Below are 13,442 nucleotides of genomic sequence, written 5' to 3' on the forward strand. Positions count from 1 at the left end.
GGCTAACGACACCACGCCTTACACGTGCCAGACTTTATGGGTTCGCGACCTAGGGCGCCTCCGAGGTCGGTCAGGGTCCCGGTGACATGCGTGGTGCGGATCATCGGTCCAAGCAGGCGCGAGCCGGTCGCGTTCTGAAGGGCCATCGGTACGAGGGCGAGAAGCGGGACCGGCGCGGCGGCCAGCAGCGTCGCCGCGAGCGCGAGCAGCACCGCCTCGGCCCAGAGAAGGCGCCAGAGGGTCCGCCGTGCCGGACGCGCGGCGGACGCCTCCGCCATGGTCCCACACAGGGCCGCACCGGCCACGAAACACAGGATCGTGCCGACTCCCAGCGCGACCTGCCCCGCACCCGAGAGGCCGTGGGCGACGATCTGGGAGGTCGTGCCGGACATGTGCGCGCTGTAGCGGCCGAAAGCCAGGACGCCGATCGCGTCCGTGGCACCGGCGACCCCGGCCAGAAGCGCACCGAACAGGTCGATCCCGAACAGGGGTGGAGCGAGTGGGGCTCCTGCCTCAGACGGCATCGCGGCGCGTTCCGTGCAGGCCGAGCAGCAGCCAGACTGCGGCGAGCTGCATCGGGATGCCGGCCGCGAACATCACGAAGCCCGCCCATTTCTGGTCGACGAGCGGCGGCACGTCCCATCGGCAGATCACGTCGAGATAGGGCGTATAGAGGACGTCCGGGCTGAGCATCCACACCACCGCGACGGCGGTCATCGGTACGCTCGCAATCCAGAGGAGCGCGGATGCCAGCCAATCCGCACGGACCTGCCGGGTGGCCGGCGCGGCCTGCGCCCAGATCATCAGGCCGGTGGTCAGTTCGAAGAGACCAAGTGGCGCGGCGTAGAGCGCGTTGGCGAGCGTAGGCTCCAGGATTCCGGGCAGGCTGACCGTAACGCTGAGCGCGCAGAAGGCCGTCAACGCCAGAACCGGGTCGAAGGCAAGCGCGAGGAATTGGCTCGTTCGCGGACCCGGCCTTTCGAGGGCAAGAAGGAGCAGCGGCGGCGCGATCTGGTTGAGGGCCATCAGCGCAGCGGTGTAGCTCGCCATCGAGGCCAGCGGGTCGCGCAGGCCGAGCCCGGCGCCCAAGACGACCGCGAGCCCTACCACACCGGCAGCCAGCCGGCTCGGGCGGCGTTGGCGCTCAGACACCGCGCAGCAGGGCGCTGAAGTCGCGCGCCAGCGCGGCCGGGTCGCGGGTCTGCGCGTAACCGTAGCGCAGGCGTCGGCGACCGGACGGGTCGACGGCCGTGACGAAGGAGCTGTGATCGAACAGACCGCCCTCGGCGCGCCGCCAGGTCACGCCCCAATCCGCGGCGGCCCGCGCGACCGCCTCCGCCGAGCCGGTCAGCCCGACGAAAGGCGGCCTCTGTCCGAAGCTGCCAAGATAATCGCCGAGCGCCCCCGCCGGATCGGCCGCGGGGTCGAGGCTGACGAACGCGATGCGCATTCTGGCCGTCTCATCGGGCGTCAGGCGGGCCAAGGTCTTCGACAGGTCGGCAAGCGTCGTCGGGCACACGTCCGGGCAGCGCGTATAGCCGAAATAGACCAGGACGAGCCGGCCGCGCTCGGCGGCGAGGTCGAAGGACCGGCCGTCGAGGGTGCTCAGGACGAGCGGCGGCGTCGGTGCGGCCGCCACCGGCGTGCCGATCAGCGCTGGCTCGAAGTTCGATGATCGCCAAGGCAGGGCGATTGGGAGCAGCGCCGCCAGCGCGAGGACCGGCAGCGCCCGCAGGAATCCGCGGACCGGAAGCCCCGGCCGGCTCACCACACCTTCCAGCCGTGGGCGGCGGTGGCGTTCTGTAGGAACGGCCAGAAGATCGGCACGTAGGCCGCGGCCGTAGCGAGTGCCGTGAAGGCGGTGATCAACCCGAGGTGCTCGAGCGCGCGGGCCAATTTTGAGACCGACGGATGCGCGACGACGCCGACCGGCGCGCCGCCGTCCAAGGCGTAGCTTTCACGGCCGCCGAAGGCTTGCGCGAACGGGATCGCGGGGCGTCGGTCGAGGCGGCGCGTGGCGAGGCTGCCGAGAAACACCGTGTAAAAGGCGATCGTGGCGAGCCACAGGATGCAGCCGCCGACCGCCACCAGTATCAGGGCGAGGTGCGCGTCGCCGTAGACCCGGTCGTAGACGGAGCGCGGCAGCATCGACACCCAGGCCCGGCGCGGCACTCCGTGCAGGCCCGCCCAGTGCATGCCGAGCGCAAAGACCGACATCCCGGTGAACCAAAGCCAGGCCGAGGCGAGTGCGAGGCGCCGACTCAGGAGGCGCTGTCCCGTCAGGTGCGGCAGCATCCAGAACGCCACGCCCATGAAGGTCAACGCCGAGGCCGTGCCGACCGTGATGTGGAAATGGCCCGGCACCCAGGTCGTGTTGTGAACGATGTTGTTGAGCTCCCAACTCCCGTTCACGATGCCGCCGGCGCCGCCGAAGATGAAGGTGAGCATGGCGAGCACCTGCGCGGCGACGCTCGGATCGCGCCACGGCAATGCGGTGAACCAGCCGATGAAGCCTCGGCCGCCGCGCAGGCGCCCGGCATATTCGAGGCTGAGGCCGATGGTGAAGGCGGTGATCAGGCTCGGCAGCGCTACCGACAGGGTGAGTGCCGTCAGAATGCCGCGCCAGATCGGCGAGAATCCGGGATCGGTGAACTGGTGGTGGCTGCCCACTGGCAGCGAGAAGATTAGCAGCAGCGCGAAGCTCAGCCGCGCCATTGGGTCGGAGACGAGCTTGCCGCCGATCTGCTTCGAGAGCAGCCCGTACCAGGACACGTAGGCCGGCATCAGCCAGAAGTAGACGATCGGGTGTCCGGTCCACCAGAACAGGGTCCGGGCGACGATCGGGTCGACCGTGTCGGTGAACCCGAGCGCCCAAGGGTTGAGCTGGACGACGAGCTCGATCAGGGCGCCGCCGCCGGCGAGCGCCCACATCAACATGGTGGTCAGACTCATGTAGGTGACGAGCGGCGTGATCTCGCCGGGCCGGCGCGCCTTCCAGCGGGCGCGCAGGTCGAGCAGGATCGGCAGCGGCATTAGGCTTCCCGCCACCACCAGCGTCATGCCAAGATAGAACCACGCGCTGCCCTTGAGCGGCGGGTAGAACGTCCACAGCACGCTCGACGAGTTGTCGAACATCGCGACGAGCAGCATCAGCGTACCGAGCGCCATCGCCGCGAAGCAGCCGCGCCACAGCGCCATGTTCGGCATCAACCCGAGTTCACGCGCGGGCAGGTAGACCAGCAAGCCGCAGGTGACGAAGAAGGTGAAGATGTAGGCGTTCAGCACCCCGTGGATCGTCAGTCCCTGATAGTAGGTCTTGAGGAGCGGCGTGAGGGACGGGTAGGCGTTGACACCGCCGTAGTTGAGCGCCTGAAGCGGGCCGATCATTGCCCCGATCATCAGGGCCGAGAAACCCCAAACCAGGAAGGCGAGCATGGTGCGCCGCTGCGGCGCCAGCGCGTCGGCGGGAGCGTCGATCGAAGCGGGCAGCACGGTGGGAAACGCGGTCGCGCTCATGCTGGATCTCCCTCGACGACGATGCGCCCGAGCATGCCCTGGTGTTCCAACCCGCAATATTCGTTGCAGACAATGTTGAAGGTGCCGGAACGGTTGAAGGTGTAGCTGACGCTGCCGGTGATGCCGGGCACCGCCGTCACGTTGACGGTGGTGCCCTGGATCGCGAAGCCGTGGAGGACGTCGGCACTCGTCACGCGGAAGGTCACGGTCGCGCCCTTCGGAATGCGCAGCGGGCTCGGGCTCCAGCGCCAGAGGCGCGCGACTATGGTGACAGTGTAAGCGTTCGGGCCCGTCTTCGCGATGCTGCCTTCGGGCGCCTCGATCGCCGCCGGATCGCGACGGAAGCCGGCGGTGCGCACCACCACGCCGTAGGCGTAGACGACGAGGAACATCGTGCCGGCCAGCAAGAGCGTCAGCATCAGCACGGCCACGAATACCCACACGCGCTCGTGACGCTCGGCAGCCTTATGGAAAGCGTCCTCGAATTCCGAGGACGCGGCGCTTTCGCTCATCGGCTGTTCTCAGCTGCGGGTGTGGAAGACGAGCGCCGCGAGGCACCAGACGATCACGATCGAGGCCACGAGGAAGCCGGCCACGACCCAGGTGCCGACCGGCCGCACCGGTTCTCCATGCACGATCGCTGCCGGCGGCGCGGCGCGCTGAGGAGTCTCGCGGCTGCTCATTTTCCCGGCTCCGACGCCGCTGCTTCCGGCACAGTGCCAGCGGGCGGTGTCACGGCCGGATCGCCGAGGACGGCGCCGTCGATCGTCTGGCCGTACATCGAGTTCGGATTGTCGTGGAACTTGGCGCGAGTCTCGGCGACGTTTCCAGTGAAGCGCGGATCTTGGGGTCGGACTTGGCTGTCGACGTAGGTGGCCACGTCCCAGGCCTGTTGCGGCGTCAAGCTGCCACCCATGCCCAGCGGCATGTTGGCGTGGATGAATTCGGCGGCGTTTTTGATCGAGCCCATGCCCGCGCCCCAGTTGTACGAACGTGGTCCCCAGAGCGGCGGGAATACAATCTTGCCGTCCGCCGACTGGCCGAGCCCGTCTCCGCCATGGCAGGCGGCGCAATGGTCTGCATACACCTGAGCACCGCGATTATAGTCCGGCTTGGTGTCGGGTTTCGGCAGGGCAGGAAACCCGCGGCCGGGTGGGGCCTCGTCGATCGGTAGACCTTTTGCGAGAAAGAAGGAGTAGCTTTCCAGCGCCACGAGGACGGGGTCGCCGAGCGGCGGTGCCTTTCCGTTCATGCTAAAGCGGAAGCAGCCCTGCAGACGTTCCTCGAACGAATTCACGTGTCCGTTCTTCGACCGGTAGGCCGGATAGGACACGTAGGCGCCCCACATCGGTGCGGAGCCGGCGAGCCGCCCGGCATCGAGGTGGCAGTTCGAGCAACGCAGGTCGTTGCCGACATAGGCCGCGGCATGCATGCCGGGTTCCCGGAAGATCTTCTCGCCGAGGCGGACCTCGTCGCCGAACTTGCCCTGCGGGATCGCGCTTTCGGGGGGGGGAACGAAAGCGGCCTTGTCGTTCGCCTCCGCGGCATGTGCGGCGGGGAGGTGGGCGGTCCAATCCGTGAGACTGCCCAATGCGACGAGGCTGGCGAAGGCGACGGGGACGCTCGTGCGAATGGTCATCGATCGGCGCTCCTCTGTGATCTACCGGGCTTCGGGTCGAGCGAGGCTGCGTAGGTTGCCACGGCCTCAATGTCCTCAGGCGATAGCCGCGCCGCGATGGCCTGCATGTAGCTCCCGCGCGGGTCGCGCGGATCACCGTCGCGCCAGCGATGCAGCTGGTCGGAGATGTAGGGACCGGACTGACCGGCGAGCCGGGGCGTGAAGCTGCCGACGCCGACGCCGTTCGGACCATGGCACTGCGTGCAGGCGATCAGCTTCGTCTGCGCGTCGCCCCGCTGGAACAGCGCCCGGCCGCGCTCGAGTTGCGCCGGTGGCGCCGGGACGGCATCGACGTGCGACGGGATGGGCAGACCCGCGAAATAATCGGCGACCGCGCGGCGCTGATCCGGAGTGAGCGCCTCTGCATAGGGGGCCATGATCGGATTGCGGCGCTTGCCCGAGGCGAAGTAGCCGAGTTGGTCGGCGATGTATGAGGCGTGCAGGCCGGCGAGGCGCGGAATCCCGACATCCGGCTGACCGGCGCCGTCCACGCCGTGGCAGGCGGCGCAGGCCGGGCGGTCTCGAGACGACCCTTGCATCGCGATCGTCGGGCCGAGCGACGCTGCTTTGTCGTCGGCCCGCACCGGACCCGCTGCTTGGATGGCAAAAACACACAGCAGACTGCGCACGGCGATCAACCGCCCGGCCCGCACAGCGCGCTGCGGCCGGTTACGCGCTGACAGGTCTGTCGCCTCAGATTGCATCATCACGCGAGAGTGAGCCGGGGACTGAACAGTGTCCATTCGTATGATCCGAATGGTGTTCATAGCGCTTGCTCGCCGTCGAGCGTCTCGGCCCTGAGTGCGGCCAGACGTGCGCGGGCCACGGCAGCCCGATCGAGCACGGCGCGGGCCTCCTGCAGCATCACGTCGCCCTGGCGCGTCAGGCGCAGACCGCGCCCTGACCGGTCGAACAGCGAGAGCCCGTATTCGGCTTCGAGCGCCGCGATCGTGGCGCTGACGGCCGACGGCGCGGTATGGAGAACCAGGGCCGCGCGGGTCAGGTGCTCCCGCTCGGCCACGGCCACGAAGACGCGCAGCTGGTGCAGCGTCATGAATCGCCCTCCCATCTCTCGCTACCTCAGCCGCCGCGGTACGGCTTGAAGCCGTACCGCTCGAAGATCTGCAGCGCCTCGGGCGAGCGGATGAAGGCGAGCCAGGCTTTCGCGGCCTCGGGATGCTGCGCGCCCTTCACCGGCGCCCCCGCGTAGATCGCCGTCGCGTTGTCGGAGTCGGGGATGTCGACGTGTCTGATTGGGTTGCCGACCTGCTCCTGGAACAGGGCCTCGGACTGCCACGTCACGCCGGCTTGCGCCCGGCCCTGCATCAGGAACAGCGGTGTCTGGCGATGGTGAATGTGCGTGAGGAGGGTCGAGCCGTCCTTGACCTTGGTGTCGTAGACGGCTGTCTCCAGCGCTTGCCCGCCGACCTTGGCGAGCGACATCTTGATCTGCCGCGCGATGCCCTCGAATTCCGGGTTCGGCATCGCCAGACGGATATTCGGCTTGCCGAGATCGCTCAGGGTCTTCACGCTGGCCGGGTTGTCCTTGGGCACCATGATGGTCAGCGTGTTCGTCACGTAGGGCACCGCTGGACCGACGAGCTTGCCTTCGCCGATCAGTTCCTCGACCTTCTTGAGGCCCGCGAAATAGGCGTCGGGTTTGACCGTGAAGGTCATGTTGCCGACGGTGACCGTGCCGCCGGCCTCCATCTGCTTGACGAGGAGGCCCGGCGGGATCGTCTCCCAGAAGATGCGGCCCTTGTATTCGGAGTGGCTCGCCTCGAAAGCCTTCACCAGCGGCGCCATCGCGAAGAAGTAATTGCCGCCCACGAACAGCACGAGCTTCGGGTCGTCGAGGCTGCCATGGAAATCGGCGAGCACGTCGACCTCCGGCACCGTGAAGGGCAGACCGCGCGGCGCGGCGTCATTGTTGTCGCCGTGCTGCCACGGTGGGAACGGGCCGGGCGGGGACTTTGCGTCCTCGGCCCGCGCGCCGGAGGCCAGCGCGAGGGCGAGAGCGCACCCGGCGAGAAGGGTTTTTCGGAAATCTCGCATCGGAATCCCCTCACTTCGCGTAATGGAAGCCGGCCTGCTGCAACTCGGGCAGCGTGCCGACGGCGCCGGGCGTGAGGATCACGCCGGGGATGAGGTGGTTGGTGAGTTCGGCCGCGAGCGCCTCGTGGCTGAGCTTGTCCGGGTTGACGCCCTTGGCGATCAGACCGCCGGCCTCCTCCCAGATCGCGTTGTGGCAGGAGGTGAAGACCACGCCGCGCCGCATCAGCACCGGGATCGAATTGTCTTCCGGCGAGAACACGCCGGCCGGATCCTCGAAGTTCTTCGGATCGGCCGAGGCCGCCTTGCCCTCGACGATGAGCGTGTTGGTCTTGAATTTCGGGCCGGCCAAGTCGGCGAGCTTGTACTTGTCCCAGGTCTCCTGATCGAAGAGCGCGAGGTGCGCTGTGCCGTGCGTCGCCGAGACGGCCAGGAAATCCGGGTGGCGGAACGACCAGACCTGCGCGTTCAAAGCGTTGCGCATCAGGTTGAGCCAGGGGCTGGCGATGTCGGTGTTGTCCCAGACCTGCTTGGGCTTGGGCCGATACGCCATCACCGCGGTGAGTGCCTCATGGTCCCATTCCTCGGGCTTTGTCAGGATCATCGGCACGGTCTTGAAGTCGCGCCGCCGCGGCGCCTTGGCGAGCCGCTCCATCAGGCCGCGAAGATCGCTGGCGCCGGGCTCGATCAGGGAGTCCGGCTCAGCCGCGTTCGCAGAGCGCGGTCCGAGGACCGGCAAGCCCGCCGCGCCCGCGGCCAACCCAAGGCTCAAAATCTGAAGCAGCCCGCGTCGTCCGGTCCGATGGTTGATGATCCCTTGGGACATGATGAATCTCCTTCCGGCGTGGGGATGCGCCGTTTTCAGCCGATGATGGCGAGCCAAGCCGACCCGACCGCTGCGATGGTCAGCGCCACGGTCCAGAACAGGACCCAGCGCATGTGCTCGCTGGTCTCGCCCTGGCGGGCTTGATCGACGGTTTCGATGGTCGTGCCTTCACTCATAGCGATGCTCCTGTCCGCTCGTTTCGAAGGGGGCTGGCGCGGCTCGCGTGCAGAAGTGCGCGAGAGCCGCGCCGGAGGATCAGTTCCCGATCAGCTGGCGGGCCGGTCCGCCGGTCTCTTGACCGCGGCCGCGCTCGTAGCTCGGGAGCGCAGGGTTCTTCGCATTCGCACCATCGTTGTCCCGAAGGACCGGGATCGCGCGGCTGGCCGACGCGTCGACGACCTCGAAGCCGGTGTCGGAGGCGCCGGGCATGGTCATCGGTCGTGCTTGAACCATCGTTGCCGCTGCGAATGCGAGCGAGCCGGACAGAATGAGAGTAGCAAGCGTGCGTGTCATGATTTTGGTTCTCTTCGCGTTGCGTCACGTCGTGTGGCGATGCGGGGAACCTAAGCTCTGTCAAACATTCAGTCTAACAGTATGATTTGCTAATTATAATCTTGAAATTAGATTGATCCAGCCGTTCGGAAAAACCGTACGGTGCGGTCCTCGACGCGGTGCTAGACAACCTTTTCGCACGTGCTTGGCCGCGGAGTCGTCCTTTGTCCGATCCCAACCTGCTGTCTCTCAGCTCCGGCTTGAGGCCGCTGTCGCGGCTTCAGCATCCGCGCGACGTGATCCGGCAGTTCACGCCGAACTGGTTCACAGTGGTGATGGGAACCGGAGTCGTCGCGCTCGCGCTCGATCGCCTGCCGGCCACGCATGGGGTACTCGCCGCTGTTTCGTTCGGGCTCTGGCTTGCGGCGGCCGCGATCTTCGCGGCCTGCTGCCTGCTCTACGCGGCGCGCTGGATCTTCTACTTCGAGGGGGCGAGCCGGATCTTCGGCCACTCGACCGTGTCGATGTTCTTCGGCGCGATTCCGATGGCGCTGGCGACGCTGCTCAACGGTCTGATGATCTTCGGACCGACCCATCTCGGTCTCGCGCCGGCGAGCATCGTGCTGCCGCTGTGGTGGCTCGACGTGGCGCTCGCGTTGATTTGCGCGGTGGCGATCCCCTACATGATGTTCACCCGCCAGGAGCACCGCATCGATCAGATGACGGCGGTGTGGCTGCTGCCGGTCGTCGCCGCGGAGGTCGTCGCGGTCACCGGCGGGTTGCTCGCGCCCGCCCTGCCCGATCCCGGGCAGCAGCTCGCGGTGATCGTGACGAGCTTCGTGCTCTGGGGCATCTCGGTGCCGCTCGCGCTGAGCATTTTGGCGATTCTGGTGCTGCGCATGGCATTGCACAACCTGCCGCCGCGCGAGATGGCCGCATCCAGCTGGCTGTCGCTCGGCCCGCTTGGAACAGGCGCGCTCGGCCTGCTGGTGCTCGGACAGACTGGGGGCGACATTCTCGCGGGCCACGGCTTTCTCGCCGCGCCCGACACGCTGCGGCTCATTGGCCTAATCGGCGCATTGATCCTGTGGGGCTATGGCGCGTGGTGGCTGCTGCTCTCGCTCGCGGTGACCGTGCGCTACGTCCGGGCCGGCGTGCCGTTCAATCTCGGCTGGTGGGGCTACATCTTCCCGCTCGGTGTCTATTGTCTAGCAACGCTAAGGCTTGGCGAGACGACGGGCGCCGCAGGCTTCGCGTGGCTCGGAGCGCTTCTCGTCGTTCTACTCGGGCTGGTCTGGGTCGTCGTATCGGTGCTGACGCTGCGCGGCGCCTATCGCGGCGAGCTCTTCGTCGCGCCGTGCCTTGCCGAAGAGCCGGCCCGCTGACCCAGGTACGATCCGGCCTCAGACCCTGATGATCCAGACCCAAGCTGCACCGATGGCCGCGATCGACATCACCATCGTCGCGAGCAGCACCCAGCGCATGTGATTGGACGTCTCGCCTTGCCGTCCCTGATCGACGGTCTCGACGATGCGCTTCTCGGTCATTCAACGGCTCCTCTTGCTTATCGCTCTCTGCTCAACATCCGAGCCGCCGGCGAGTTGCGCCGGCATTCGGCGGACCGCACCTGCTTCCATGAAAGCGCGTTCGAGGCGCTCGAACGCGGACCGATCGGCGGCCAGGTTCGGCGGACTCGGATGCGGTGCCATAAGGACGAGCGGCACGCGCTCCTGCATCCGACCTGCGAGGGCACCTGCCTCCGCGCCCAGAAGGACCACCGCTTCCAGTCGAGGCAACAGATCGAGCAGATCGGGAAGAACCGCACGAGCCGCCGCCCTATCGTGTGCGGAGGGCACGCCGAGCGTCCGCCCCCTGCGCGGGAGAGCCCATGGCACCGCGTTCCAGAGCACGCTTTCACGGCGCGGGATTGTTGAGGCCGCGAACAGCCGTCTTAAGGTCCTCGCTGTGCCAGTCGGATTGTCCCGCGAGGTGAAACGGATCGGTGCCAAGCTCGGCCCCGGGGTTGCGAGGAGAAACAGCAGGCGGGCGTCGACCCCACCGTCGAACGGATCGAAATGCGGGACCTCACCGTGCGACGCGCGGAAAGTCTCCGCATAGGCTTCCAACCGCGCGATATGCGCCGAGCCGAGCGCTGCGACGCGCTCGACGATCGCGGCGGAGTTGTCGAGGCGCTGCTCGATCATTTCATCGAATGCCCATACGGACGCCGGAATGCGGGGAATTGCCGTCTACGTCTGAGCAACGAAGCGCAGCAGCAAGGCGACGCCGGCGACGCTCGCAACGCCGCCGAGCCAGAGCAGCACGAACCAGCCGAGCCGGGCGGCCACGCCTTGGGCCCGTTCGGGTTTATGCCGATGTCGCATCGTGACGTTCCTCGACTGCGTTTTCGCGGCGCGCGCCTCAATGGTAGCCGTGCTCGGGATCGACCTTCCCGCGGAACACCCAATAGGCATAGGCGGTGTAGGTTAGGATGATCGGGATCAGGATGGCGGTCCCGACGAGCACGAACACTTGGCTTTCATCCGGCGCAGCGGCCTGCCAGATCGAGATCCGCCCCGGCACGATGTTCGGCCAGATCGAGACGCCGAGCCCGACGAAACACAGGAAGAACAGCATCAGCGACAGCACGAATGGCTTATAGTCGTGCGCGTCGGCGAGGCTGCGCAGCAGGAACAGTGCGACGCCGGCCACCGCGAGCGGCACCGGCACGGTGAGCACGATGCCCGGCCACGCGAACCAGCGCTGCCAGTAGGCCTCTTCGAGGAACGGCGTGGCGAGGCTGACCGTGACGATGAAGCCGAGCGTCGCCAAGGCAAACGGGCGCGCAAGGCGCTGCGCCCGGATCTGAAGTTCGCCGCCGGTCTTCATCACGAGCCAGGTCGCGCCGAGCAGCGCGTAGCCGCAGACCACCGCCGCGCCCGTGAGCAGGCTGAAGGCTGAGAGCCAGTCCCACCATCCGCCGGCATAGGCGCGGCCCGACACGGAGACGCCCTGGAGCACGGCGCCGAGTGCGATGCCTTGGCCGAGCGCGGCGACGAGTGAGCCGCCGGTGAAGGCGATGTCCCAGACCGGGCGCGCGCGCTCGGTCCGCCAGCGGAACTCGAAGGCGACGCCGCGCAGGACGAGGCCAAGCAGCATGGCGATGAGCGGCGCGTAGAGCGCCGGCATCAGCACCGCGTAGGCGAGCGGGAAAGCAGCGAACAGGCCCCCGCCGCCGAGTACCAGCCAGGTCTCGTTGCCGTCCCAGACGGGAGCGACCGAGTTCATCATCACGTCGCGGTCGCGCCGCTCGGGGCAGAACGGGAAGAGCAACGCCACGCCGAGATCGAATCCGTCGAGTACGACGTAGGCGAACACCGCGAAGGCGACGATGAAGGCCCAGATCGTGGGCAGGTCGAAGGGCAGTAGGCTCATCTCGCCTCCTCATTCGCCGGGCTGGAGGCCGTGGCCTGGGGTGATCGCCGGACCGGGCGCGAGCCCTGCGGTGCGCACCGGCTCGGCAGGGCTCGGGCCGCTCTCGCCGAGATGCGGCAGAGCGCTCATCAGGCGCAGGATGTAGAACACTCCAGCCGCGAACACCGCGAGGTAGATCGCCGCGAATGCCGCGAGCGAGCCGGCCACCGCGGGGGCGCCGAGCGGCGAGACGGAGTCGGCTGTTCGCAGGACGCCATAGACGGTGAAGGGCTGGCGTCCGACCTCCGTCGTGGTCCAGCCGGCGAGCACCGCAACGAACCCGGCCGGTCCCATCGACAGCGCGTAAAGATGCAGCGGCCGCCAGTCGGCGAGCTTTCCCTTGAGCCGTGCGACTAGTCCGAACAGGCCGAGGCCAAGCATCAGGAATCCGAGGCCGACCATGATGCGGAACGACCAGAATACCACCGGCACCGGCGGCCAGTTCGCACGCGGCACGCTGTCGAGGCCGGCCAGCGGCGCGTCGAGGCTATGCTTGAGGATCAGCGAGGACAGTTTTGGGACCTCGACTTTGTAGCGGACCGTGGCCGCATCCTGGTCGGGCAGGCCGAACAGCACGAGCGGCGCACCGTTCGGATGACTCTCGAAATGGCCCTCCATGGCCATGACCTTGGCCGGTTGATGCTCCAGCGTGTTGAGGCCATGCGCATCGCCCGCAAAGATCTGAAGCGGCGCGACGACGAGAACGAGGCCCATCGCCATTCCGAACATCACGCGCACTCCCTCTTGGTCCCGGCGCCCGCGCAGCAGATGCCACGCCCCAACCGCGCCGATGACGAGTCCGGTCGTGAGATAGGCGGCGAGCACCATGTGGACGAAGCGGTAGGGGAAGGACGGCGAGAACACGATCTGCCACCAGTCGGCCGGCACGAATTGGCCTTGGGCGTTCGTCGCGTAGCCGGCCGGCGTCTGCATCCAGGAATTGACGGTCAGGATCCAAAAGGCCGAGAACAGCGTGCCGGCCGCGACTAGCAGCGTCGCGAGATAGTGCAGAACTTTGCCGACCCGCCCCATGCCGAACAGCATGACGCCGAGGAAGCCCGCCTCCAGGAAGAAAGCGGACATCACCTCGTAGGCCATCAGCGGCCCGACGACCGGGCCGGCCTTGTCGGAGAAGACCGACCAGTTGGTGCCGAACTGGTAGGACATCACCACGCCGGAGACGACGCCCATGGCAAAGCCAACGGCGAAGATCTTCAGCCAGTACTTGAACAGGTCGAGATAGACTTGACGGCCGGTGGCGAGCCACAGGCCTTCGAGCACGGCGAGGTAGCTCGCGAGCCCGATCGAGAAGGCCGGGAACACGATGTGGAAGCCCATCGTAAAGGCAAACTGGGCACGGGCGAGCAGGACGGCGTCGAGATGGGCCATGAGCGGACAACGCTT

The 13,442-nt window shown here is 67.4% G+C and carries 19 protein-coding genes; 1 reads left to right on the forward strand and 18 read right to left on the reverse strand.

Annotation, left to right across the window (positions count from 1 at the left end):
• Nucleotides 1–2: 2 nt before the first annotated feature.
• The 13 genes from HNR51_RS15820 to HNR51_RS15880 form a co-directional block, all read right to left on the reverse strand.
• Nucleotides 3–524: a YoaK family protein gene (locus tag HNR51_RS15820; protein ID WP_182555566.1), complete on the reverse strand. Its 522-nt coding sequence runs from the start codon at nucleotides 522–524 to the stop codon at nucleotides 3–5.
• Nucleotides 514–1,152, reverse strand: a complete 639-nt coding sequence (locus tag HNR51_RS15825; protein WP_182555567.1) for a cytochrome c oxidase assembly protein — start codon at nucleotides 1,150–1,152, stop codon at nucleotides 514–516. Before HNR51_RS15825 ends, HNR51_RS15820 begins: the two co-directional genes overlap by 11 nt.
• Nucleotides 1,145–1,768, reverse strand: coding sequence for an SCO family protein (locus tag HNR51_RS15830; protein WP_182555568.1), 624 nt, complete (start codon nucleotides 1,766–1,768; stop codon nucleotides 1,145–1,147). Before HNR51_RS15830 ends, HNR51_RS15825 begins: the two co-directional genes overlap by 8 nt.
• Nucleotides 1,765–3,516: a cbb3-type cytochrome c oxidase subunit I gene (locus HNR51_RS15835; protein ID WP_182555569.1), complete on the reverse strand. Its 1,752-nt coding sequence runs from the start codon at nucleotides 3,514–3,516 to the stop codon at nucleotides 1,765–1,767. Before HNR51_RS15835 ends, HNR51_RS15830 begins: the two co-directional genes overlap by 4 nt.
• On the reverse strand, nucleotides 3,513–4,028 hold the full coding sequence (locus tag HNR51_RS15840; RefSeq protein WP_182555570.1) for a cytochrome c oxidase subunit II: 516 nt from the start codon (nucleotides 4,026–4,028) through the stop codon (nucleotides 3,513–3,515). Before HNR51_RS15840 ends, HNR51_RS15835 begins: the two co-directional genes overlap by 4 nt.
• Nucleotides 4,029–4,037: 9 nt before the next feature.
• The gene (locus HNR51_RS15845; RefSeq protein ID WP_182555571.1) at nucleotides 4,038–4,199 is read right to left on the reverse strand and encodes a hypothetical protein; all 162 of its coding nucleotides are present in this window, start codon (nucleotides 4,197–4,199) and stop codon (nucleotides 4,038–4,040) included.
• Nucleotides 4,196–5,155, reverse strand: coding sequence for a c-type cytochrome (locus tag HNR51_RS15850; protein ID WP_182555572.1), 960 nt, complete (start codon nucleotides 5,153–5,155; stop codon nucleotides 4,196–4,198). The genes HNR51_RS15845 and HNR51_RS15850 overlap by 4 nt, the downstream gene beginning before the upstream one ends.
• Nucleotides 5,152–5,937 (reverse strand): c-type cytochrome, encoded by a 786-nt coding sequence (locus HNR51_RS15855; RefSeq protein ID WP_182555573.1) that lies wholly within the window; start codon nucleotides 5,935–5,937, stop codon nucleotides 5,152–5,154. Before HNR51_RS15855 ends, HNR51_RS15850 begins: the two co-directional genes overlap by 4 nt.
• A 20-nt stretch (nucleotides 5,938–5,957) precedes the next feature.
• Complete coding sequence (locus tag HNR51_RS15860; RefSeq protein ID WP_182555574.1) at nucleotides 5,958–6,248, reverse strand: LysR family transcriptional regulator; 291 nt, start codon at nucleotides 6,246–6,248, stop codon at nucleotides 5,958–5,960.
• Nucleotides 6,249–6,274: 26 nt separating this feature from the next.
• Entirely contained in the window at nucleotides 6,275–7,249 is a 975-nt protein-coding gene (locus tag HNR51_RS15865) for a substrate-binding domain-containing protein (protein ID WP_182555575.1), read from the reverse strand.
• Between the two features lie 10 nt (nucleotides 7,250–7,259).
• The gene (gene tetH, locus HNR51_RS15870) at nucleotides 7,260–8,072 is read right to left on the reverse strand and encodes a thiosulfate dehydrogenase (protein ID WP_210280069.1); all 813 of its coding nucleotides are present in this window, start codon (nucleotides 8,070–8,072) and stop codon (nucleotides 7,260–7,262) included.
• Between the two features lie 35 nt (nucleotides 8,073–8,107).
• On the reverse strand, nucleotides 8,108–8,248 hold the full coding sequence (locus HNR51_RS15875) for a hypothetical protein (protein ID WP_182555576.1): 141 nt from the start codon (nucleotides 8,246–8,248) through the stop codon (nucleotides 8,108–8,110).
• 79 nt (nucleotides 8,249–8,327) lie between these two features.
• The gene (locus HNR51_RS15880; RefSeq protein WP_182555577.1) at nucleotides 8,328–8,585 is read right to left on the reverse strand and encodes a hypothetical protein; all 258 of its coding nucleotides are present in this window, start codon (nucleotides 8,583–8,585) and stop codon (nucleotides 8,328–8,330) included.
• 203 nt (nucleotides 8,586–8,788) lie between these two features.
• On the opposite strand from HNR51_RS15880, the gene HNR51_RS15885 reads away from it, so the two are divergent.
• A complete protein-coding gene (locus HNR51_RS15885) occupies nucleotides 8,789–9,949 on the forward strand; it encodes a TDT family transporter (protein WP_182555578.1) in 1,161 nt (386 codons plus the stop codon).
• An 18-nt stretch (nucleotides 9,950–9,967) separates the two neighbouring features.
• Here HNR51_RS15885 and HNR51_RS15890 read toward each other — a convergent pair whose 3' ends face one another.
• The 5 genes from HNR51_RS15890 to HNR51_RS15905 are packed head-to-tail and all read right to left on the reverse strand — an operon-like array spanning nucleotide 9,968 to nucleotide 13,427.
• A complete protein-coding gene (locus HNR51_RS15890; RefSeq protein WP_182555579.1) occupies nucleotides 9,968–10,111 on the reverse strand; it encodes a hypothetical protein in 144 nt (47 codons plus the stop codon).
• Nucleotides 10,112–10,768 (reverse strand): uracil-DNA glycosylase family protein, encoded by a 657-nt coding sequence (locus HNR51_RS15895; RefSeq protein WP_182555580.1) that lies wholly within the window; start codon nucleotides 10,766–10,768, stop codon nucleotides 10,112–10,114.
• 45 nt (nucleotides 10,769–10,813) lie between these two features.
• Nucleotides 10,814–10,948, reverse strand: a complete 135-nt coding sequence (locus HNR51_RS26545) for a DUF2474 domain-containing protein (protein WP_210280070.1) — start codon at nucleotides 10,946–10,948, stop codon at nucleotides 10,814–10,816.
• Between the two features lie 37 nt (nucleotides 10,949–10,985).
• Complete coding sequence (gene cydB / locus HNR51_RS15900) at nucleotides 10,986–11,999, reverse strand: cytochrome d ubiquinol oxidase subunit II (RefSeq protein WP_182555581.1); 1,014 nt, start codon at nucleotides 11,997–11,999, stop codon at nucleotides 10,986–10,988.
• A 9-nt stretch (nucleotides 12,000–12,008) separates the two neighbouring features.
• The gene (locus tag HNR51_RS15905) at nucleotides 12,009–13,427 is read right to left on the reverse strand and encodes a cytochrome ubiquinol oxidase subunit I (RefSeq protein ID WP_182555582.1); all 1,419 of its coding nucleotides are present in this window, start codon (nucleotides 13,425–13,427) and stop codon (nucleotides 12,009–12,011) included.
• Between the last annotated feature and the right edge of the window lie 15 nt (nucleotides 13,428–13,442).

It is taken from the genome of Methylorubrum thiocyanatum (assembly GCA_014138645.1).
Taxonomy (GTDB): Bacteria; Pseudomonadota; Alphaproteobacteria; order Rhizobiales; family Beijerinckiaceae; genus Methylobacterium; species Methylobacterium thiocyanatum.

Bases quoted from the DNA above. Each gene is read 5' to 3' on its own strand.
- HNR51_RS15820 (WP_182555566.1), bottom strand. From the start codon at position 524: ATGCCGTCTGAGGCAGGAGCCCCACTCGCTCCACCCCTGTTCGGGATC.
- HNR51_RS15835 (WP_182555569.1), bottom strand. From the start codon at position 3,516: ATGAGCGCGACCGCGTTTCCCACCGTGCTGCCCGCTTCGATCGACGCT.
- HNR51_RS15840 (WP_182555570.1), bottom strand. From the start codon at position 4,028: ATGAGCGAAAGCGCCGCGTCCTCGGAATTCGAGGACGCTTTCCATAAG.
- HNR51_RS15845 (WP_182555571.1), bottom strand. From the start codon at position 4,199: ATGAGCAGCCGCGAGACTCCTCAGCGCGCCGCGCCGCCGGCAGCGATC.
- HNR51_RS15850 (WP_182555572.1), bottom strand. From the start codon at position 5,155: ATGACCATTCGCACGAGCGTCCCCGTCGCCTTCGCCAGCCTCGTCGCA.
- HNR51_RS15855 (WP_182555573.1), bottom strand. From the start codon at position 5,937: ATGGACACTGTTCAGTCCCCGGCTCACTCTCGCGTGATGATGCAATCT.
- HNR51_RS15860 (WP_182555574.1), bottom strand. From the start codon at position 6,248: ATGACGCTGCACCAGCTGCGCGTCTTCGTGGCCGTGGCCGAGCGGGAG.
- HNR51_RS15865 (WP_182555575.1), bottom strand. From the start codon at position 7,249: ATGCGAGATTTCCGAAAAACCCTTCTCGCCGGGTGCGCTCTCGCCCTC.
- tetH (WP_210280069.1), bottom strand. From the start codon at position 8,072: ATGTCCCAAGGGATCATCAACCATCGGACCGGACGACGCGGGCTGCTT.
- HNR51_RS15875 (WP_182555576.1), bottom strand. From the start codon at position 8,248: ATGAGTGAAGGCACGACCATCGAAACCGTCGATCAAGCCCGCCAGGGC.
- HNR51_RS15880 (WP_182555577.1), bottom strand. From the start codon at position 8,585: ATGACACGCACGCTTGCTACTCTCATTCTGTCCGGCTCGCTCGCATTC.
- HNR51_RS15890 (WP_182555579.1), bottom strand. From the start codon at position 10,111: ATGACCGAGAAGCGCATCGTCGAGACCGTCGATCAGGGACGGCAAGGC.
- HNR51_RS15895 (WP_182555580.1), bottom strand. From the start codon at position 10,768: ATGATCGAGCAGCGCCTCGACAACTCCGCCGCGATCGTCGAGCGCGTC.
- HNR51_RS26545 (WP_210280070.1), bottom strand. From the start codon at position 10,948: ATGCGACATCGGCATAAACCCGAACGGGCCCAAGGCGTGGCCGCCCGG.
- cydB (WP_182555581.1), bottom strand. From the start codon at position 11,999: ATGAGCCTACTGCCCTTCGACCTGCCCACGATCTGGGCCTTCATCGTC.
- HNR51_RS15905 (WP_182555582.1), bottom strand. From the start codon at position 13,427: ATGGCCCATCTCGACGCCGTCCTGCTCGCCCGTGCCCAGTTTGCCTTT.